An 18,538-nucleotide genomic window follows, 5' to 3' on the forward strand; every position below is an offset into this window, starting at 1 on the left:
GCCCTGTCATCATCTGTCCATGGCTGACGGTTCGGCGCTGTTCGGGGTGCTCGGTGCGGCGCTGGGGGCGAGCGCGAGCACCGTCGCTGCGTGGTTGACCCTGCGAGGCCAGCTTCGCCGGGAGGTGGCGCAGCGCGAGTACACCGAGCTGACCCGGTGGACCGCTGACAAGCGAGCACTCTTCCGCGACATCCAGGTCACCGCCAACGACTGGGCCCATCTGTTGCGGCGGGTCGCCCGCCGGCACACCGAGCCCGGCCTGGCAGCGGTTTCCGACGACGAGCTGCGCCGAGCGGAGCGGGCTTTCCACGCGGCGCTCTACGAAGCCGCGCTGCTCTGTGGCGTCGAGGTTTGCGACCTGGTCGACGAGACCGAAGACGAGCTGCTGCGGCTGACGGCCGCATTGGGCAGGTCCACCGACTACCTGCCCGCGGCGCCTCCCGAACAGGCCGCCCAGGCCGCAGCCGCCGCACTCGTCGACGATTTCCCCACGCTGCGGGACATCCGGGTTCGCCTCCTGTCCGCGATGCGCTCCGAGCTGGCCGACCGTTCAACGCCCAGGCCGTAGCCCGGCCGATTGTCCCGCCGGCTACGACCGGTAGGCCCAGGCGGCCGGTCGACCTCGGTCAGCCCGGCCGGGCCCGGAGATCGCGCCGAGTTACCCCGCGGCCGCCGGGCCCCTGGGCAACGCCCCCGCCCGGATGCCGGTCATCGACGCGGAGGCGCTCCTGGCGATCGCGGAACAGACCGACTGGACCGCGTCGACGCCGACAGCCGCCGCGCCGACTACCGGCTCCAGGCCGAGCTCCTCGTCGAGGTGCGCCGCGGAGTTCGTCCTCACAGTGTTCAGTCGACGAGCTGAGCCGGCTCGGCCGCCTTCGTAGAGAACACCGCGTTGATGAGCCCGCCCAACGCCGCGGGAAACACCCCTGCCGGGTCGGCGTCGCCGGTGGTCAGCGTGGCCGTCAACGTCTTGCTGCCGTCCGGCGTGCTGATCATCAGCGCTCCGTAGCCGCCCGGGGCGCTGCCGTTGTGGTGGACGATCGTGCCGCCCTCGGGGCCCAGGTCCTGCACCCAGAGGCCCAGGCCGAGCCCGAGTTTGCCGTGCGGTGTGCGCATTTCGCTCAGCAGCGCGTCGGGCAGGAGCCGGCCGCCCAGCAGTGCGGAGATGAAGGTGCCGAGGTCCTTGGCCGTCGAGATGAGGTCGCCGGCGCCGGCCAGCAGGGTCGGGTTCTGGCGGCTGACGTCGACCACCTTCCACTCGCCGGCGTCCTCGTAGCGGTAGTAGCCGTGGGCGTGCGGCCCGGGCAGCTGCGGCGACGTCGCCGACACCACGGTGTCCGACAGGCCCAGCGGCCCCAGGATCCGCCGCTGCGCCTGCTCGGCGTAGGAGACACCGGTGACCTTCTCGATCAGCAGCATGGCCACCGTGTAGTTGGTGTTGGCGTAGCTCTGGTCGGTCCCCGGTTCGAACCGCGCCGGCTGGGACAACGCGAACCGCACGAGCTCCTCGGGGCGGTAGGTGTGGAACCGGTTGTCCACCCAGGCTTTGCCGTGGGAGGGGAGGCCCATCTCGAACGTTCCGTCGGTGCCGAGTTCGCCGGTGTAGTTGTACAGCCCGCTGGTGTGCTGCAGCAGCATCCGCACCGTGATCCGCTCGTCCAGCCCGAGCTCGGGCAGGTGCCCGGCCACCGGGTCGTCCAGCCCGATCCGGCCCTCGGCGACCAGCTGCAGGACCAGGGTCGCGGTGAACGTCTTGGTGACGCTGCCCGCCCAGACCTGCCCGTTGGCCGGTGGCTCGGTGGTTGCGCCCAGTTCACTGACGCCGGCGGTGCCGGTCCAGTCGCCGTGCTCGTCGTGGACGCACACCTGCGCGCCGGCGAACCCGGCGTCGACGAACGCCTGGAGGGCCTGCTGCAGCTCGGGGCGGGTCTTGGCGGGGGTGGCGAACTTCTGCATCGTGCTCTCCGAAGAGTCAGGCGTCCCCGCTGGTGGTGACGCATCCGGTGGCTGCGATCGATGACCCGATCACGAGAACCACGATCGCGTCCCGTCCTGACACCGGACGGCCACTGCGCTGACACGGCCCCTGACACCACACCTAGACGTCGGGCAGCAGCAGTCCCGGCGGCGGTGTCTGCCACTGGTCGAACACCGGCGGCGCGCTGTAGTCGTCGGCGCTGGCCTTGGAAAGATCGACCTCGCCACCGGAGAACCGCGCGCCGCGGAAGGTCACCTCGCCGCCCGTGAAAGCGGCGCCGTCGAACTGGACGCGGCCGCCGCTGAATTCGGCCTTGTCGAACGTCACCTTCGCGCCGGTGAACGCGGCACCGCCGAACCACACCTCGCCGCCGCTCACGTGCATCCCGTCGAACGACGTCCAGCCGCCGGGGAACCGGGCCAGGCTGAACAGGAGCCGGCCGCCGGTCACCCGGATGTCCGCGAAGTCCGCCGACCGCAGGACGGCCCGGAGGAAGTTGAAGTCGTGCCCCTGCCAGCTGACCGGCGCGCCCGCGCGGAGGTGGTCGCTGATCACGGTCGTGATCGAGAGGCGCACCTCGGACTCCTCGTCGTGGTACCACGGGTCCAACGACGGTTCATACGGAATACGCAGGTACGCGCACAGCACGTCGATGCACACCTGGCGCTGCTCGAGCCATTCGTCGGCCAGGCTCGCCATGGCGTACACCCCGGCGAGCCGGACGGCCGGCTTCTCGTGGCCGATCTGCCCGCACGCAGTGGCGAAGCGCTCGTTCAGGACTTTGACGCGCTCGCGTGCTTCGGCGACCTCTCCGATCCGTTGCTTGCGGTAGGCGACCACCAGCGCGACCACCCCGCCGACACCCGCCACCACCGACAAGGCGACCTTGATGATGTTCAGCCTGGTGTCCGGGTTCGGCGCGGCCGGCAGCCCCATCGCCAGCCACAACAGCGCAGCCGCGCCCACGAACACGCCGAGACCGGTCAGGACGACCGCGACGATGTGTCTCCTGATCGACCAGAGGCCGGTGGTCTCGCCACGCCGGGAATCGGTCCACGCCACGGCGAGATCCTAGTCGGACGTCGGTGCGTACTCGGTCTCCGTCACCGCGCCGTCTTCGCCGAAACCACCACACCGAGTCCCGCCGCCCCCTACGATCGGCGCAGGCCGGACGGCTCGATCACCGGCGGAAAGCTCTGGAGGGCAAGCATGTCACCCCTGGTGTCGACGACCATCGCGACCCTGCCCCGGATCCTGCTCTTCGTGGTGGGCGTGCTCGGCCTCGTCTTCTCGATCAAGGCCCGCGCCCGGGGCGGGTCCGGCCTGATGGTCGGCGCCTTCGCCGTCATGCTCTTCGCCACCGCGGCGGGCATCGCGTGGCAGTTCGTGTCGCTGGACGCGGCGTCCTGGGTGCGGTCCGACGACCTGAGCGCGAGCGACCTCGGCCTGATCTTCCTGGCCGTGGCCATCCCGCTCGACGTCGCCGCGGTGGTCTCCTGGCTCCTCGTCGCGCTCGCGGTCGTCAAGAACGGCCGTGCGCCTCGGTACCCGGGGCCTGTCAGCTACCCGATGGCCTACGGGTACCCGCAACCCCAGCAGCCGCCGAACTAACGCTCCTTGGCGACGGCCGAGGCGGACACCAGCGTCGCGGCGGCCAGGCTTCCCCACAAGACGGCCGGGCCCCGGGACGCGAGAGCGGTGATCACCGCGGGCGACACGGCGAGGCCGAAGCCCGTGGAGAGCTGGAAACGGGCGAGGGCGCGGCCCACGACGTGCGCCGGGGCGAGCGCCGTGACCAGCGCGGTCGCACTGCCGGCGTAGATGATCTCGCCGAACGTGCACAGGACCGACACCACGGCGACGGCCGGGGCGCTCCACGAGGTGGCCACGAGGAAGCCGAGGTAGGACGCGGCGAGCACCACGCCGCCGAGTGCCAGCGCCGTCCGCCGGGCGAAGCGGGACATCAGGACGGTGACCGGCACCTGCAAGGTGACCACCAGCACCGTGTTCGCCACGAAGATCACCGCCGGCCACACCGGCGACGCGTGCAGCTGGGTCACCAGAACCAGCGGGAGCGCGATCTCGGGAACGTTGAGGCAGAAGACGTAGACCACGTTGGCGGCCAGCAGCGCGCGCATCCGTGGCGCGGGCCCGTCGACGGCGGCCGGGGCGGCGACCGGCCGCGCGCGGAGGCGGACCGACCACGCCAAAACGGCCGCGACGAGATACGCGAGCCCGGTGACGACGGCCAACGCCCGCAACGCCGTCGTGCCACCCGCCAGGCACGCGGTGGCGAGGAGCCCGCCCGCACCCAGGCCGGCGTTGCGCAGGGCGCGGCCTCCCGCGAGCGCGGCGTCGCGTTCTCGCCCCTGGGCGACCGTCGCCACGAGAGCCGCGTGGGCGGCCGGCCACGCCTGGTTGCCGATGCCGAGGAAGAGCGCCGCCGTCGCGAACAGCCCGACGTCGCCCGCAGGCGTCACGAGCAGCAGCGCGACACCCACTACCCGCACCAGCATCGACGCCGCGACGGCCGTGCTGCGCGCACCGCGGTCCAGCCAGCGGCCCACGGCGGGCATGCACACCAGGCCCACGACCACCCCGGCCGTCATGGCGATGCCGGTGGCCGACGCGGACAGCCGCAGCACCGTCACGCCGTAGAGCAGCAGGAAGGGCCGCAGCAAACCGGTGCCGAGCGCGTCCACGACGAGCGCGACGGCGTAGCGGGGGCCGCCGGAAGCGCGAACGAGGGCGCGCGGCCGGATCTTGGTCGTCATGCCCCAACAGTGCGGCCGGCCGGCCGGCGAGAATGCGCCGATTGACGAACACCGTCAACCGGCGCGGTCGCCGGCGGCCCGACCGGCGAGAATGCGAGGATGACGTTGCGGATCGACATCGGGGGCCTGCCGTCCGGGCGGGTGCGGTTCGCGGTCTCCCCGCTGGCCGAGCTGACGGCGATGCTGCACGTCCTGGCCGAACCCGGGCACCACCCGCAGCTCGCCGGCTGGGCCGCGGACGTCTGGGCCGGGCTGCGGCCCGAGCTGGCCGAGCGGCTGAGGGAGGCGGAGTTCCTCTGGCGGTCCTCACGCGCCGACTTCCTGGTCCCCGCCCGCCCCCGGCCGACGCTCGCCGAGGAGCTGGACGAGGTCGACCGGATCGACGACGAGGTCTACGTGACCGCGGCGCTCATCACGACGTGCGGCAGCAACCGCGTCCACTTCGGAGCACGGTCACCGCTCACCGACGCGACGGCCCGCGAGCGCGCCCTGGACCTCGCGCAAGCCCGCGGCGGGCTCCAGGAGGCGTTCGCGGAACGGCTGCTCGCGGACCCGGCGGCCGTCCGGGCGCGGGTGCGGGACACGCTCGAACAGTGCACCGAAGCGTTCTTCGACGCCGCTTGGCCGGACGTCGCCGGCCAACTCGGCGCCGACCTGCGCCGGAAGACGGACCTGCTGAACCGCCAGGGCACCGGGGCCGCGCTCACGTCGATCTCGGGCGCCGTCACCCTGTCCCCGGACGGCAGCTGCATCATCGTGGACAAGCTGCAGGACAACGCGACCACGGCGCACGAGGGCGTCACGTTCCTCCCGAGCGTGTTCGGGCGCCCGCACCTGGTCGCGGTCCACGCGCCCGGGTGGCAGCCGGTGGTGCAGTACCCCGTGGCGGCGCCGGAGCCGGTACCGCTGGAGACGGTGACAGCACGCCTGGAGGCCCTGTCGCACCCGGTCCGGCTGCGGCTGTTGCGAACGCTGGCCCGCGGCCCCCACACGACGGGCGAGCTGGCCCACGCCTGGGCGCTCACGCCGCCGGAGGTGTCCCGTCATCTGGCTGTGCTGCGCCGCGCGGGGTTGCTGACGGCGCGGCGGCAGGGCCGGTACGTCCGGTACACGGTCAACGTGCCCGACCTGACGGCGCTAGGCTCCGACGTGCTGGCGGCCATACTGCGTTGAGCGGCTTCACAGGTGCTCCGGGACGAAACCCTGTCCCGACTGTTGCCCCTGAGCGGCGGCCTGGGCTCGGGCGACGACCTCGTCGCGGTAGTGCCGGGCCCGCGCGCCGCCGCCGTTGTACGCCCGGATGGCTTCTTCCCAGGAACTGGTCGAGCTGCGTTTCTTGAACAACCACCGCACCGCGGCGTGCACCCAGAAGTCGTAGTCGAGGTTCTTCTCCGTCGCTCCGGCCGGAACGTCCTTGAAGTATTCGGTGACGGCGGCGGCGAAGCCGGGGTCACCCCACATGAAGCCCTCGGCGTTCCCCGACGCCGCGGCGGCGTGCTCGAGGTTCTCCAAGTGGTGTTTGGTGATCAGCGGCGGCTTTTCCTCTTTGATGAGCAGGAGGAGCGCGGCGGCGGAGGAGTCGATCAGCTGACCCAGGTTCTGGCGGGTCTTCACCTTGGGGTCGGGGTCCGACGGGTCCTCCAGGTGCTGGCCGGCCGTGCCCATCTGCGTCTCCTGGAAGACCATGGACTTGACGAGGTCGGGGTCCAGCGCCTTCTTGGCGCCCGCGGACCGGGTGAAACCGAAGGTCTGGTTGTAGTGGCGCACCCAGGTGCTGATCGACTGGTCGAAGCGGTTGAGCATGCTGCCTTGGATCAGCCGCCGGTTGAGCAGGCGCTCCCGGTTGCTCTGCAGAGCCTTCAGCTGGGCGAGCACCGCGGCTCGTGCGCCGCCTTTGCGGGCCGTCTCCGCGGCGATCGCCTGTTCGCCCCTTTCGAAGTCCCGGACGACCGTGTCGAGCCCGGCTCCGTACTGTGCGACGCCGGCCACCGCCGAACTGGCCGGTCGCAGCAGCTTCTTCGGTACGTCGGCCTCGATTCCGGCGTTGAGGTCGGGCGCGGGCACCCGCACGCGGACCGTGGTGCTGCCGTTGACCCAGGTGACGACGACGACTCGCTGACCGGCGGCGAGCTGCGCCGAGCCCGCGCCGAAAGCCGCCGTCAGCGCGAAAGGCGTTCCCGCCATCTGACCGGCCAGATCTTCGGGAGCGATTCGCCGCTGCACCACGGAGCCCGCGACGGCGCGGTTCCCGGCCTCGCGCTGCAGGCGAAGCAGGTTGCCGCGGCTGAAAGGAGCCCCGACGCGCGCCGGCGACCGGCGTGCCGGCGCGGCGTGCTCGGCGGGGCCTGCATCGAGTCCCTTGGCTGTCGGACGCTGGTGCACGGCGCCTCCCTCGGATCGCCTCGCTCCCAGCGTGCGAGCGCCGGCGGCCGGTTGTCGACGTCCATAAGGGCAGACGTGTGCGCTGACGGCTCACCGAGTCGGTGACGCGGCGTGGTGATCGCTGCGCGCCGGCCGCGGGTGCGAAACTAGGCGGCACCTTGACGACGCGAAGGAGCCGGCCGTGGCCTCTGATGCCCTCGAACGACGGGACCCGGCGCCGAGCGAGCCAGGACAGCGAGTCCTCGACTTGCTGGACAAGGCCATCGGCTTGCAGACACCGCTGGTGCGCAAGAACATCGTCCGGGCCCGGCAGCGCAACCCGGAGGCGACGCCGGCGGAGGTCGTGCGCACCCTGGAACGGATGTACGTCAGCGCCCTGGCGGGCTCGGGGGCCGCGGTCGGGGCCACCGCCGCCGCGCCCGCCGTCGGTACCGGGGTCGCCTTGGCGTTGTCGGCGGGCGAGGCCTTCTCTTCGCTCGAACTGAGCACCCTGTTCGTGCTCTCGGTCGCCGAGGTCCACGGCGTTCGGCTGGACGAGATCGAACGCCGGCGGACGCTGGTCATGGGGATCCTGCTCGGCCAGTCGGGTTCCTCGACCATCGTCGGCAAGGCCGCCGAGCGCACCGGCCAGCACTGGGCCCGCCAGCTGGTGAGCAAGGTGCCCACGACAGCCCTGAAACAGATCAACGGCGTCCTGGGCAAGAACTTCATCACCAAGTACGGCACCAAGCAGGGCATCATCGTGCTCGGCCGGGTGGCTCCGTTCGGCATCGGCGCGGTGATCGGCGGCGGCGCCAACGCCACGGTGGCCGCTCTGGCGGTCCGGGCCGCCCGGCGCGCGTTCGGTCCCGCGCCGCAGGCGTGGCCCGAGACCGAGCCTCCCGGCTCGGGGCTCTCGGAAAGTTGACGCCGGCTCAGCCCAGCACCGTGCCCGAGTTCGCGGTGTTCCGCTTGCGTCTACGGGAAAACGCGCCCAGGTCGATCTCCAAGCCGGTGCGCGGGGCCCGGAACCGGACCGGCGCCGCGTCGTGGTCGGCGCCGTTCTCCACCTGGCTGATCAGCTCCGTCATCAGCTGCCCGACGACCGGTGCGTTCTTGAACTGGTTGCCGCTCGTTCCGATCGCCACGTAGAAGCCCGCCAGCTCGGTGCGGTCGTAGATCGGCGTCCAGTCGTCGGCGACGTCGTAGACGCCCACCACCCCGCGCGCCCGGTGGGGCACCGCCAGCTCGGGCAGCCGCCGCGCGGCCCGCGTTACCTGAGCCTCGAAGACCGCGGCCGTCGGGTGGATGTCGACGGCGTCCGGGTCGTCGGTCCACTGCAGCGGATCGCACTCCGGTTCCGTTCCGCCGACGAGCAGACCCCCTCCCGCTTCACCGCGGAAGTAGGTGCCCAGATCCATGTCCGCCACCACCGGCCCGCGATAGCCCTCCCGGACCGGGACGTGCGCCACCTCCTGCCGCATCGGGCGCACCCCGACCGTGAAGCCGGACCCCACGCCGGCCAGCCGGTTCACCGCGCCCGACCACGGACCGGCCGCGTTGACCACGACGGCACACGGAATCCGCGTGCCGTCCGACAGCCGCACCGACGTCACGCGCCCGCCGGCCTGCTCCACCGCGGCCACCGTGCTGCGGAAGCGGAACTCCGCCCCGCACGCCGAGGCCGCGGCGGCGAGGTTCACGGCGGCGAGGCCCGGATCGGAGACGTAACCGGCGTCCGGGGTGTACACGCCACCGAGCGAGTGTTCGGCGTCCTCCCAGAATGCCTCGTCGTCGAGCCGTTTCGGCGGCCAGTAGCGACCGGTGTCGATATCCGGGACGCGTTGGGCCAAGGTCGCGCTGTCCCATTCTTCGTAGGGGACACCGATTTCGTCGAACAACGGAAGCCACGACGCCCGCGGAGCGGCCTCGACGTCCAGCATGACCAGCCCGCTCTTGCGGAACCGCGCGAGGTCGCCGACCTCGTGCCCGAGGTGGCCGGCCCAGTCGAGCCAGCCGAAGTGCGCCTCCCACGCCGTCGCGACCCCGGCGGTCGTGGAGAAGTTGAACCGGACGATCGCACTCGACGCCGACGTCGACCCCTGGCCGGGCCCGGCGGCCCGATCGAGCGCGACGACCCGGTGCCCCGCCCGGGCGAGCTCGAGGGCGATCGACGAACCGATCACCCCGGCCCCGATCACGACCACCTCGGCACCCGGGCGCTCACCGGGCACGGCAGGTCCTGAGGTAGCTGAGGAACGACGCCTGCAGGCCGGTCACGTGCGTCTCGCGCAGGACCGCGCTGGTGACCGCGCCGCCGCGGGCGGTCAAGCGGTGCAGGACGGTGGCCGCGTTCTTCGCGAGGTTCTGGTAGACGGGCAGGTCTCCGAGGAGCTCTTGGTCGTTGACGGTCAGGTGGAGCCGGGCAGCGGGCAGGCCGTCGCCCGTTTTCTTGAGCAGCGCGAAGATCTGGCTGTCTTCCCCGACGACACCGGGGCTGCCCGCTCCGACGCTCTCGAAGAGCGTGCCGCCGGTGAGCCAGGCGTAGAGGGCGAAGAGCCCGCCGTAGGAGTAGCCGAAGAGGCCGTGCCCGCTCGCGGCCGTGCCGTAGTCGCGTTCGATCCGCGGGTGCAGTTCCGCGGTGAGGAAGCCCAGGAACGCGTCGGCGTGGGTTTCGCGCAGTTCGGCCAGGTAGGCGTCGGCTTCCTCGCGGGTCATCGCGCCCGCTCGGATTCCCGTCTCCACGGCGTCGACGAACTCCCGGGCGATGGGCTCACCCGGGGGTACGAGGTCTCGGTTGCGCAGCCGTGCCCAGTGCTGCGCGTCCTCGCCCGCGTAACCGACGCTGACCTGGATGTAGGGCCGCATCGCCTGCATGGGGTCCTTCTGGGTGACGATGAGCGGAGCTGTCTGGCCCACGGCGAAGTTGCCGTCGAGCACGTACACGACCGGCGCTTGCGTCTCGGCGGGGTCGTAGCCCGGTGGCGTGGTGACCCAGACGCCGTAGTCGTGGCCGCCGGCGGAGCGCAGCTCGAAGTAGTCGGTGTCGGCGAGGCAGCCCTGCCACATGGTGCTCATCGAAGGTCCTTCACGATTCGGCCGGCCTTGAGAACGAGGACGGCGTTGGCGGGATCGGCGAACAGCTCCGGGTCTTCGACCGGGTTGCCGTTCCACAACACGAGGTCTGCCTGCGCGCCGGGGGCGATGACGCCGACTTGGCCGGACAGGCCGAGGATTTCGGCGTTGGTCCTGGTGGCCGCGACGAGAGCGGCCATCGGTGTTTCGAGCTTCGCGCGCAGCCTGAGCTCTTCGCCCCGGCGGTCCTGGGCCGGGCCGATGAGATCGGAACCCAGCCCGATCCGGACCCCGGCCTCCTTGGCGACGGCGAGCGCCTCGGCCATCCGCTCGCGAACACCCAGCACCCGGTCGCGGGTCGACGCGTCGAGGCCCGCTCCGGCGGTGTCGTGCAGCAGCTGCTCGACGACGGCGAACGTGGGCACGAGGGCGACGTCGTGGGCGGCCATCAGGGCGGCCGTGGGTTCGTCGAGGTCGGTGCCGTGCTCGACGCACCGCACGCCGGCCTCGACGGCGTTCCGGATGCCGTCGTTGTTGTGGGCGTGCACGGTCACGTAGGTGCCGCGCGCCGCGGCTTCCCCGACGGCGACGGCGATCTCCTCGACGGTGAACTGGGTGTCGGTCAGCCGGTCGTGCGCGCCGACCACGCCGCCGGTCACGCAGAGCTTCAGGAAGGACGCTCCGCGCCGGAAGGCCTCGCGCACGTTGCGCCGCAGCTCGTCCGCGTTGCCGGACATCGTGGACAGGGCGCACAGGCCGGGGAGGTGGTGGCTGTTCCACAGCTCGGTGGGTTCCCACTCGGCGCCGTAGTAGCCGTGCCCGCCGATTTGGCACTGAACCGGTCCGCACGACAGGACGCGCGGGCCTCTGACCTTGCCCTTCGCGATGGTGGTGACGAGGCCGCCGTCGACCCCGCCGGTGTCCCGGACGGTGGTGAAGCCGGCGTCGAGCGTCGCGCCGGCCGCGGCGAAGATGTCCGCCGCGAGCTCGGCGGCGCTGATCCGGAACGAGAACTGCGGCTGGATCGGGCTCGCCAGTCCCAAGTGGACGTGGGCGTCGATCAGGCCGGGCGTCATCGTCAGGCCGCCGGCATCGAGGCGCTCGCCGTGAGCACCGGCTTCGGTGATGCGCCCGTCTTCGATGCCGACGTCGACGTCGGCCGGGTCGCGCCCCGATCCGTCGACGACCGTCGCGCCGACCACTTGAAACCGTTCCACGAGTCCGTCCCCTCCACTGGCGCTTCTCTTTTCCAATGGATAAACTGTGGGGGTGATCCTGTCAAGCGCGGAACGCAACGGCGACCCACGCGAGCGGCTGCTGGCCCGGCTCCTCGACGCCTTCGGCGCGGCCCTTCCCGCACCGGAGGTGTCGCTCCGTGAGATCGCCGCCAGGGCCGAGACCAGCCACGCACTCCTGCGGTACCACTTCGGGTCGCTCCCGGGCGTCCTGGCGGCCATGCTGAAGGCGCAGCGATCGCGTGACAACGAGGTGCTGCTCGAGGCCGCCCGGGAAGGTACCTTCGACGACCTCGTGATGGCGATCTGGCGGGCCTACACGCGTCCGGAGCAGCTGTCGCGGGTCCGCGGGTTCTTCCACGTCGTAGGGCTCGCCGCGTACCGCCCGGAGGACTTCCGCGAGTTCATCGACTCGCTCGACGACCTGACCAAGATGCTGGCCTCGCTGGCGGAACGCGAGGGGCTCGACACCGGGGAAGCGATGACGCTGGCCACCGTCACCGTGGCCGCGATCCGCGGCCTGCTCTTGCAGGAGGTGCTGACGCCGACGGGCCACTCGGAGGACGCGGTCGCCTTGATCCTGCGGATGGGTGAGGACCGAGCCGCTCGGCGGACACGCCCGGGGCCCCGGGCAAGGTAGCAGCCTTTCGCCACCGGATGAGCCCTCGAACCCTCGTACCGGTGGCGCGCGGGGTGGCAGCGCACCGCGCGCCTGACTCACACCAAGCGGTCGAGGAAGCGAAGCCGGCCACGGTTCGGGACCGACCGCAGCGGATGCCCCGCCACACCCCACCCCGTCAACAGCTCGTTCGCCGCCGCCCAGCCCGTTGTCGCCGCTCTTTCCATCAACGCCACCGGCAAGTCCACCCGGATCGCGTCGCCCGCCAAGACCAGCGACGGCTCCGGGGTCACCACCCCCGGCCGGGAAGCGAACGCGCCGACCGGGAACAGCGGGCAGTCCTGGCGCGTCACCGTGATCTCGCCCAGTACCCGCGCCGGCGCCGTTTCCGGGTACAGCTCGTGCAAGCGCGCGTCCAGGCCCGTGCCGTCCGAGGACGCGTACGCGTGCGTCTCCACCACCGAGCCGCCCGTGCGCGCCGCCCAGCGGCGGGCTTCTCCCTCGTACCGGTTCAACACGCTGATGTTGTCCAGGGGCGGCAATCCACCCGTCCCCAGGAACGCCGGCCGGTCGGTGCGCACCGGGCGGTCGAGCCACAGCCTGCGGACCACGAACGGCGGTGCCGTGCGCAGCCCCGCGATCGCCGCGCGCCACGACGGTGTGCCCAGCCCGGGGGACGCCGCCACGATCCGGCGCAGCCCGGCCACGTCGCACGCCAGCACGACCGCGTCGAACTGCGCGCCGTCGACCACGAAGCCGGACGGCTCCCGCGAAACACCGCGCACGGCCGTCCCGAGGCGGATGTCCACTCCACGTCCGGAAAGGTAGTCGCCGAGCGGGTTCCACAGCGCCTGCGGGAACGGCTCGGACGGTACGTCGAAGAGCAGCCCCTCCGACGACCCCAGGAAGTACAGGTGGAACATCGTCGCCAGCTCGGCCGCGGACAGCTCGCTCGGGTCGGCGAAGAAGCTGCGCGAGAACACTTCGAACGCCAGGTGCCGCGCCGCCGCGGGGAAGTTGATGCCGCTGAGGAACGTCGCCGCGTCGAGGTGGTCCAGCTGCTCGTAGACGCGGGGGACGCTGACCGTCGCCAGCGGCAACGCCCGCCGTCCGTCCAAACGCACCAGATCGCGCGCCCGGAACGTCGGGCTGCGCAAGGCGAACGCCAGCGCGTTCAACGGCGGGGTCAGCGGGAGCCCGGCGAACGTGTCGGTGCGCCCGTGCGGGTCGATCAGCGGGTAGTCGGGCACCGGGACCAGCCGCTCGAGGCCGGGGTCGGTGCGCATGAGCAGCGCCCGCAGGTTGTAGTACTGGCGGAAAAACGCGTGGAAGCCGCGGCTCATCGTGACTTCGGTGCCGTCCGGGAGCCGCTCGGGCCAGCCGCCGGCGCGGCCGCCCAGGTGGCTTTCGCGCTCGAACACCGTCACCTCGACCCCGCGCTCGGCGAGCCCGGTCGCCGCGGTGAGCCCGGCGATGCCGCCCCCGATCACGGCCGCGCGCGGACGGCGGCCGAGCCGCCCGGCGTCGGGGAGCCCGCCGGGCGCGGGAAGGGTCTCCGCCCGGCGGTCACGACCCGCGATCACGGCGCGGTGCCCAGTACCGTGTGGACGATCCCGCGCGACCAGCCCGGCATCGTGCCGGTGCGGACGTCGGTGAAACCGGCGCCGGACAACCGTGCGCACAGCTCGCTGACCCCGTCGAACGCCACGACGCTGCGGCGCAGGTGCCGGTACAGCGTGGCGTCGCCCGTGGCGACCCGGCCGAGCGGGATGACGATCGCGCCGCACACCGCGTTCCACACCCAGCGCGCGCGGCGGGAGTCGCGCACGGAGTACTCGTGCAGCGCCAGCTGCCCGCCCGGACGCAGCAACCCGCGCAGCGCCCGAAGGGTGGCGTCGGGGTCGTCGACGTTGCGCAGCAGGTACGCGGCGAAGACCGCGTCGAACGGGCCGGCGGGCGGCTCTTCGACCGGCGTGTGCTGGAAGTCCACTGTGGACGGCCAGGACTTCGCGCGAGCCCGGGACAACATCTCCGCCGACGCGTCGATCGCCGTGACGCGCGCGTCCGGGGCGATCGCCAGCAGCGCGGCCGTCGACGCGCCGGTGCCGCAGCCCGCGTCGAGGATCCGCAACCCCTGGTGTCCCGGACGGATGAGCCGCCGCGCCGAGAGCCGCAGGTCGCGGTGGTAGCCCGGGTTCAGCCCGACGAGCCGGTCGTAGGCCGCCGCGCCCGCGTCGAACGCCGCCGGCACTTCGGCGCGGGGCAGGCCGTTGCCTTTCATGCACTGTCCTTTCGCGACTTACCGCGCTCCCACAGGAGCAGGACCGCGGTGACGAGGGCGTAGCCGAACAGGAAGTCCTCCACCGGGATGTCCCACGGGAACCGCCAGCCGGTGATGCCGGTGGGGGAGTAGCGGACGATCGGCGCCGACAGCTTCGTCAGCCACCCGTCCACCGGGATCTGGAAGGCGATGACGATCACCATCGTGACCCAGTAGACCGGCCGCCGGAACAGCCCGGTGCGCAGCAGGAAGACCTCCGCCGCGACCACCGCGAGCACAGCGGCGACGGCGGGAACCGTGTAACCCCAAGGCATCAGCGTCGCACCCGCCGCCGGTCGAGCAGCGGGCGGACGAGCCGGCGCAGCAGGTTCCCGGTCAGCTCGACGGCCTCGTAGGTCAGGACCCCGCACACCGGGACCACGACGAAGAAGAGCACTTCTTCGATCGGGATCCCGAAGGGCGCGCTCAGCCCGGTGACGAACGCCGGGTCGAAGTCCCAGACGCCGGCCGCGATGGCCACCGCGTCCCACAGCAGGAACGCCGCGGCCACCGGCAGCACCGCGCGCGCCAGCCGCCGCGGACGGCGGTACACGCGGGCGCCGGCCAGCTCCAGCGGCAATGTCACCAGCACGCACGCGCCGAGCACGAGCAGGTACTCCCACTGGCCCACGTCACGTCACCGCCGGGTGCCGGCGCCGCGCCCACTGCGCCCGGACGAGCGCCTCGCACGCGGCGGTCAGCCGCCGGTGCCGGGGGACGCGGGCCCGTCCGGCGAACACGTTGTAGCCCAAGGCTTCGATGCGGTCCAGGATTCCTCCGTAGAGGACATACGCGGTCCGCACGCACGGCCGCGACGCCGGGTGCAGCATGGCGATGCCCGGCTGCGCCTCGGCGTAGACGCGGCGGGTGGCCGCGACCTGGTCGGCCAGCCCCCGCCGCACCGCCGGGTCGAGCCGCCGGTTCGCCACGCACCAGCCGAGCCGGTCGCGGTCCACGCCGGCCGCGGCCAGCTCGTCGGCCGGCAGGTAGACCCGGCCGCGCTCGAGGTCCTCGGCGACGTCGCGCAGGAAGTTGGTCAGCTGGAACGCTTTCCCGAGCGCGGCGGCCCGCGGCGCGGCCTCGTCGCGGGGGACGACGGTGCCGAGGATCGGCAGCACCTGCAGCCCGATGACCTCGGCCGAGCCGTGCACGTACTCGTCGAGCGCGGCGCGCGTCGGGTAGCCGGTCACGGTCAGGTCCATCCGCATCGAAGCGACGAACGCGCGGAAGTACGGCTCCGGGATGGCGTACCGGGTCGCGGTGTCGATGACGGCGGTCCGCAGCGGGTCGTCGCTCGTCCCGGCGGCCAGCTCCTTCAGGAACCCCTCTTCGACGTCGAGCAGCGCCGAGGCGATCGAGTCCGGCGTGGCACCGGGCTCGGGCTCGTCGACGAGGTCGTCGAGGCGCCGGGCGAACCCGTAGAGCGCGTGCACGGCGGGCCGCTGTGCGGGCGCGAGCATCCGGGTGGCGAGGAAGTAGGTGCGGCCGTGCCGGGCGTTCAGCTCCCGGCAGTGCCGGTAGGCCTCGCGCAGCCCGGCCCCGGTGATGCCGGCGGCGTCGAGTTCGCGGCGGGTCATCGGGCTCCCTCCCCGGTGATCCGGTCGGCGGCGAGCCGCCCGGAGAGCAGCACGGTCGGGACGCCGACCCCCGGCACGGTCCCGCCGCCCGCCAGCACGACGTTTTCCGGGCCCGGTGGCAGGTTCCGCGGCCGGAACGGTCCCGTTTGGACGAACGAGTGCGCGTAGCTGAACGGTGTGCCCGCGACCATCCCGCGGCGCGCCCAGTCGGCCGGGCCGATGACGTGCCACGCCTCCGGCTCGAAGCCGGGCAGCAGCTCGGCGCGGACGTGGTCGAGGATCTCCTTGGCGTACGGTTCCGCCTCGCTGTCCCAGTCCCGCGGTCCCCGTTCGAGGTTCGGCACCGGCGCCAGGATCGAGAACAGCTGGCGCCCGGCCGGTGCCAGCCCGGGATCGGTCGCCGTCGGGCGGGTGATGAGCAGGGACGGGTCGCTCATCCGGCTGCCGTCGGTGATCAGCTCGCGGAAGGTCGACGCCCAGCCGCGCCCGAAGGAGATCGTGTGGTGCCCGACCGGCCAGTCCCCGGGCCCGCCGGTGTGCAGCACCAGCGCGGACGGCGCCGGGCGCAACGGGACCGGGCGGCGCGGCGCGCGGCCCAGCAGCCGGTAGGACTCGTGTGGTTCCGTGGTCAGGACGACGGCGTCGCACGGGATCCGGCCCTCGGACGTGCGAACGGCCGCGATCCGCGCCCCTTGGCGTTCGAGCGCCGTGACCGGTTCGCCGTACCGGAACTCCACGCCGGCCCCTTCCGCGACGCGGGCCATCGCGCGGGGCACCGCGGCCATCCCGCCTTCGGGGAAGTACACGCCGCCGACGGTGTCCATGTAGGAGATGACCGCGTACAGCGCGAGCGCCCGCATCGGCGACTCGCCCGCGTACAGCGCCTGGAAGGTGAAGACGCGCTTGAGGCGTTCGTCGCGCAGGAACGCGCCGATCTTGCGGTCCAGCCGCCGGAAACCGCCGAGCGCGACCAGCCGCGCGAGGTCCGTCGACACCAGCCCGAGCGGCGAGTCGATGTTGCCCGCGACGAACCGGTCGAACTCCGCCGCGTACAGCCGGGTCAGCCAGGTGCGCAGCCGGCGGTACCCGGCCGCTTCGTCCGGTCCGGCGAACTCGCGGACCGCGTCGGTCATCCGGTCGGCGTCCGAGTGCACCGGCAGGACGGACCCGTCGGCGAAACGCGCGGTGTAGGCCGGGTCGAGCCGGGTCAGCCGCAGTTCCGAAGCCAGGTCGGCGCCGGCCGCGGCGAACGTGCCGGCGAGGATCGACGGCATGGTCAGCACGGTCGGCCCGGTGTCGAGGTGGTAGCCGCCGGTCTCGACGCGGCCGGTGCGCCCGCCCGGCCCCGGGTCGCGTTCGACGACGGTGACCTTCCGGCCCCGGCCGGCCAAGTGCAGTGCCGCGGACAGCCCGGCCAGCCCCGCTCCGACGACCACGACGTGGTCGGTGCGCCCGGTGACCGTCCTCATCGGACCCGCTCGGTGCAGTGGTTCGCCAGTACCGTGAGCGCGTCGGCCGCCTGCTGCGGCAGGGGAACGAGATCGATCGCTTCGAGCGCCCGGCGGACGCGTTCGTCGACGAACTTCTCCAGCTGGTCGCGCGCGCCGGTCGCGGTGATCAGCTCCCGCCACGCCGTGACGGCGCCGTCGTCGATGTCGGGGAGGGCGAGCAGGTCGCCCAGTTCGGCGCGCTGACGGCGGTCGGCCAGGTCGCGGGCGAGCACGACCACGCTGGACGCCTTGCGCTCGCGCAGGTCGTCGCCGGCGGGCTTGCCGGTGACCGCCGGGTCGCCGAAGACGCCCAGCAGGTCGTCGCGGAACTGGAACGCTTCGCCCAGCAGGCCGCCGTAGGTGCCGAGCGCCGTGACGACGTCCCCGGGGCAGCCGGCCAGCGCCGCGCCGAACTCCAGGGGGCGGCGGACGGTGTAGTTGCCGGACTTGCGGCGGATGACGTCGAGGACGTCGGCCCAGGACGGCAGCGTGCGGGCGTCGTTCACCAGGTCGCCGAGCTGACCGACGGCCAGTTCGGACCGCAGCAGGTCGTAGACGGGCCGGCCGCGGGCGAGGGCGCGGGCGTCGAGGCCGCTTTCCTGCAGCAGCTGTTCGGACCAGACGAGGAACAGGTCGCCCATCAGCACCGCGGCCGACTCGCCGAACCGGGCCGCCGAGCCGCTCAGGCCCTGCTCTTCGTGCCAGCGGGCGAAGCGGACGTGCAACGACGGACGGCCGCGTCGCCGCGCCGAGCCGTCCATGACGTCGTCCTGGGCGAGCGCGAAGCAGTGCAGCAGTTCGAGGCTCGCCGCGGCGCGCAAGGCCGCCGCGTCTTCGGGGCCGCCGCACCGCCAGCCGGCGTAGGCGAACATCGGGCGGAGGAACTTGCCGCCGGTGACGAACTCCGGCAGCACGCCGACGGCGGGGGTGTCCGCCGCGCGCCCGGTGAAGTGCTCGCGCACCCGCTCGGTGACGAAGGCGTGGACGTCGGTTCCGCAGCGCCGGCGCAGCGCGTCGAGCCACGCCACCGATCCGGCGGCCGTGGAAGTCGCGGTCATCCGTGCTCCTCTCTCGCCGTCTTGCGATGCATAATCGATGCACGCTCA

The 18,538-nt window shown here is 72.6% G+C and carries 20 protein-coding genes; 5 read left to right on the plus strand and 15 right to left on the minus strand.

Features of this window, described 5'->3' with window-relative positions; translation table 11 throughout:
- Positions 1-19 precede the first annotated feature (19 nt).
- Positions 20-568 carry a hypothetical protein gene (locus ACIQWX_RS40535; protein WP_400882989.1) on the plus strand — a complete coding sequence of 183 codons (549 nt, stop codon included), beginning with the start codon at positions 20-22 and terminating at the stop codon, positions 566-568.
- 90 nt (positions 569-658) lie between these two features.
- Here the strand turns inward: ACIQWX_RS40535 and ACIQWX_RS40540 are convergent, their stop codons facing one another.
- From ACIQWX_RS40540 to ACIQWX_RS40550, 3 genes are all read right to left on the minus strand, one after another.
- The gene (locus tag ACIQWX_RS40540) at positions 659-841 is read right to left on the minus strand and encodes a hypothetical protein (protein ID WP_400882992.1); all 183 of its coding nucleotides are present in this window, start codon (positions 839-841) and stop codon (positions 659-661) included.
- A 5-nt stretch (positions 842-846) separates the two neighbouring features.
- Positions 847-1,959: a serine hydrolase domain-containing protein gene (locus ACIQWX_RS40545; protein ID WP_400882995.1), complete on the minus strand. Its 1,113-nt coding sequence runs from the start codon at positions 1,957-1,959 to the stop codon at positions 847-849.
- Between the two features lie 142 nt (positions 1,960-2,101).
- Positions 2,102-3,043, minus strand: a complete 942-nt coding sequence (locus ACIQWX_RS40550) for a pentapeptide repeat-containing protein (RefSeq protein ID WP_400882998.1) — start codon at positions 3,041-3,043, stop codon at positions 2,102-2,104.
- 147 nt (positions 3,044-3,190) lie between these two features.
- Between ACIQWX_RS40550 and ACIQWX_RS40555 the strand changes: the two genes are divergently transcribed.
- A complete protein-coding gene (locus ACIQWX_RS40555) occupies positions 3,191-3,592 on the plus strand; it encodes a hypothetical protein (protein WP_400883001.1) in 402 nt (133 codons plus the stop codon).
- Here the strand turns inward: ACIQWX_RS40555 and ACIQWX_RS40560 are convergent.
- Entirely contained in the window at positions 3,589-4,755 is a 1,167-nt protein-coding gene (locus ACIQWX_RS40560; RefSeq protein ID WP_400883004.1) for an MFS transporter, read from the minus strand. The genes ACIQWX_RS40555 and ACIQWX_RS40560 overlap by 4 nt on opposite strands.
- Positions 4,756-4,854: 99 nt before the next feature.
- On the opposite strand from ACIQWX_RS40560, the gene ACIQWX_RS40565 reads away from it, so the two are divergent.
- On the plus strand, positions 4,855-5,928 hold the full coding sequence (locus ACIQWX_RS40565; RefSeq protein WP_400883007.1) for a DUF5937 family protein: 1,074 nt from the start codon (positions 4,855-4,857) through the stop codon (positions 5,926-5,928).
- Between the two features lie 6 nt (positions 5,929-5,934).
- On the opposite strand, the gene ACIQWX_RS40570 is transcribed toward ACIQWX_RS40565, so the two are convergent.
- The gene (locus ACIQWX_RS40570) at positions 5,935-7,137 is read right to left on the minus strand and encodes a hypothetical protein (RefSeq protein WP_400883010.1); all 1,203 of its coding nucleotides are present in this window, start codon (positions 7,135-7,137) and stop codon (positions 5,935-5,937) included.
- 181 nt (positions 7,138-7,318) lie between these two features.
- Between ACIQWX_RS40570 and ACIQWX_RS40575 the strand changes: the two genes are divergently transcribed.
- Positions 7,319-8,044: a hypothetical protein gene (locus tag ACIQWX_RS40575; protein WP_400883013.1), complete on the plus strand. Its 726-nt coding sequence runs from the start codon at positions 7,319-7,321 to the stop codon at positions 8,042-8,044.
- 7 nt (positions 8,045-8,051) lie between these two features.
- On the opposite strand, the gene ACIQWX_RS40580 is transcribed toward ACIQWX_RS40575, so the two are convergent.
- From ACIQWX_RS40580 to ACIQWX_RS40590, 3 genes are read right to left on the minus strand one after another with little or no spacing between them, the layout of a single operon-like run.
- Positions 8,052-9,350, minus strand: coding sequence for an NAD(P)/FAD-dependent oxidoreductase (locus tag ACIQWX_RS40580; RefSeq protein ID WP_400883016.1), 1,299 nt, complete (start codon positions 9,348-9,350; stop codon positions 8,052-8,054).
- On the minus strand, positions 9,340-10,194 hold the full coding sequence (locus ACIQWX_RS40585; protein WP_400883019.1) for an alpha/beta hydrolase: 855 nt from the start codon (positions 10,192-10,194) through the stop codon (positions 9,340-9,342). The genes ACIQWX_RS40580 and ACIQWX_RS40585 overlap by 11 nt, the downstream gene beginning before the upstream one ends.
- Positions 10,191-11,408: an amidohydrolase family protein gene (locus ACIQWX_RS40590; RefSeq protein WP_400883021.1), complete on the minus strand. Its 1,218-nt coding sequence runs from the start codon at positions 11,406-11,408 to the stop codon at positions 10,191-10,193. The genes ACIQWX_RS40585 and ACIQWX_RS40590 overlap by 4 nt, the downstream gene beginning before the upstream one ends.
- Before the next feature lie 52 nt (positions 11,409-11,460).
- Between ACIQWX_RS40590 and ACIQWX_RS40595 the strand changes: the two genes are divergently transcribed.
- Positions 11,461-12,066: a TetR/AcrR family transcriptional regulator gene (locus tag ACIQWX_RS40595; RefSeq protein WP_400883024.1), complete on the plus strand. Its 606-nt coding sequence runs from the start codon at positions 11,461-11,463 to the stop codon at positions 12,064-12,066.
- Positions 12,067-12,143: 77 nt separating this feature from the next.
- Here ACIQWX_RS40595 and ACIQWX_RS40600 read toward each other — a convergent pair whose 3' ends face one another.
- The 7 genes from ACIQWX_RS40600 to ACIQWX_RS40630 are packed head-to-tail and all read right to left on the minus strand — an operon-like array spanning position 12,144 to position 18,490.
- The gene (locus ACIQWX_RS40600; RefSeq protein ID WP_400883027.1) at positions 12,144-13,628 is read right to left on the minus strand and encodes an FAD-dependent oxidoreductase; all 1,485 of its coding nucleotides are present in this window, start codon (positions 13,626-13,628) and stop codon (positions 12,144-12,146) included.
- Positions 13,625-14,326: a class I SAM-dependent methyltransferase gene (locus ACIQWX_RS40605; protein WP_400883030.1), complete on the minus strand. Its 702-nt coding sequence runs from the start codon at positions 14,324-14,326 to the stop codon at positions 13,625-13,627. Before ACIQWX_RS40605 ends, ACIQWX_RS40600 begins: the two co-directional genes overlap by 4 nt.
- Complete coding sequence (locus ACIQWX_RS40610; protein ID WP_400883031.1) at positions 14,323-14,640, minus strand: lycopene cyclase domain-containing protein; 318 nt, start codon at positions 14,638-14,640, stop codon at positions 14,323-14,325. Before ACIQWX_RS40610 ends, ACIQWX_RS40605 begins: the two co-directional genes overlap by 4 nt.
- Positions 14,640-14,996: a lycopene cyclase domain-containing protein gene (locus ACIQWX_RS40615; protein WP_400883034.1), complete on the minus strand. Its 357-nt coding sequence runs from the start codon at positions 14,994-14,996 to the stop codon at positions 14,640-14,642. The genes ACIQWX_RS40610 and ACIQWX_RS40615 overlap by 1 nt, the downstream gene beginning before the upstream one ends.
- Position 14,997: 1 nt before the next feature.
- The gene (locus tag ACIQWX_RS40620; RefSeq protein WP_400883037.1) at positions 14,998-15,942 is read right to left on the minus strand and encodes a phytoene/squalene synthase family protein; all 945 of its coding nucleotides are present in this window, start codon (positions 15,940-15,942) and stop codon (positions 14,998-15,000) included.
- The gene (gene crtI, locus ACIQWX_RS40625; RefSeq protein WP_400883040.1) at positions 15,939-17,411 is read right to left on the minus strand and encodes a phytoene desaturase family protein; all 1,473 of its coding nucleotides are present in this window, start codon (positions 17,409-17,411) and stop codon (positions 15,939-15,941) included. Before crtI ends, ACIQWX_RS40620 begins: the two co-directional genes overlap by 4 nt.
- Complete coding sequence (locus ACIQWX_RS40630) at positions 17,408-18,490, minus strand: polyprenyl synthetase family protein (RefSeq protein WP_400883043.1); 1,083 nt, start codon at positions 18,488-18,490, stop codon at positions 17,408-17,410. Before ACIQWX_RS40630 ends, crtI begins: the two co-directional genes overlap by 4 nt.
- Between the last annotated feature and the right edge of the window lie 48 nt (positions 18,491-18,538).

The organism is Amycolatopsis sp. NPDC098790 (genome assembly GCF_044759945.1).
Lineage (GTDB): Bacteria > Actinomycetota > Actinomycetes > Mycobacteriales > Pseudonocardiaceae > Amycolatopsis.

Excerpts from the sequence above, each read along its gene's own strand:
- ACIQWX_RS40565 (WP_400883007.1), top strand. The coding sequence starts at position 4,855 with ATGACGTTGCGGATCGACATCGGGGGCCTGCCGTCCGGGCGGGTGCGG.
- ACIQWX_RS40555 (WP_400883001.1), top strand. The coding sequence starts at position 3,191 with ATGTCACCCCTGGTGTCGACGACCATCGCGACCCTGCCCCGGATCCTG.
- ACIQWX_RS40535 (WP_400882989.1), top strand. The coding sequence starts at position 20 with ATGGCTGACGGTTCGGCGCTGTTCGGGGTGCTCGGTGCGGCGCTGGGG.
- ACIQWX_RS40605 (WP_400883030.1), bottom strand. The coding sequence starts at position 14,326 with ATGAAAGGCAACGGCCTGCCCCGCGCCGAAGTGCCGGCGGCGTTCGAC.
- ACIQWX_RS40620 (WP_400883037.1), bottom strand. The coding sequence starts at position 15,942 with ATGACCCGCCGCGAACTCGACGCCGCCGGCATCACCGGGGCCGGGCTG.
- ACIQWX_RS40630 (WP_400883043.1), bottom strand. The coding sequence starts at position 18,490 with ATGACCGCGACTTCCACGGCCGCCGGATCGGTGGCGTGGCTCGACGCG.
- crtI (WP_400883040.1), bottom strand. The coding sequence starts at position 17,411 with ATGAGGACGGTCACCGGGCGCACCGACCACGTCGTGGTCGTCGGAGCG.
- ACIQWX_RS40610 (WP_400883031.1), bottom strand. The coding sequence starts at position 14,640 with ATGCCTTGGGGTTACACGGTTCCCGCCGTCGCCGCTGTGCTCGCGGTG.
- ACIQWX_RS40560 (WP_400883004.1), bottom strand. The coding sequence starts at position 4,755 with ATGACGACCAAGATCCGGCCGCGCGCCCTCGTTCGCGCTTCCGGCGGC.
- ACIQWX_RS40585 (WP_400883019.1), bottom strand. The coding sequence starts at position 10,194 with ATGAGCACCATGTGGCAGGGCTGCCTCGCCGACACCGACTACTTCGAG.
- ACIQWX_RS40545 (WP_400882995.1), bottom strand. The coding sequence starts at position 1,959 with ATGCAGAAGTTCGCCACCCCCGCCAAGACCCGCCCCGAGCTGCAGCAG.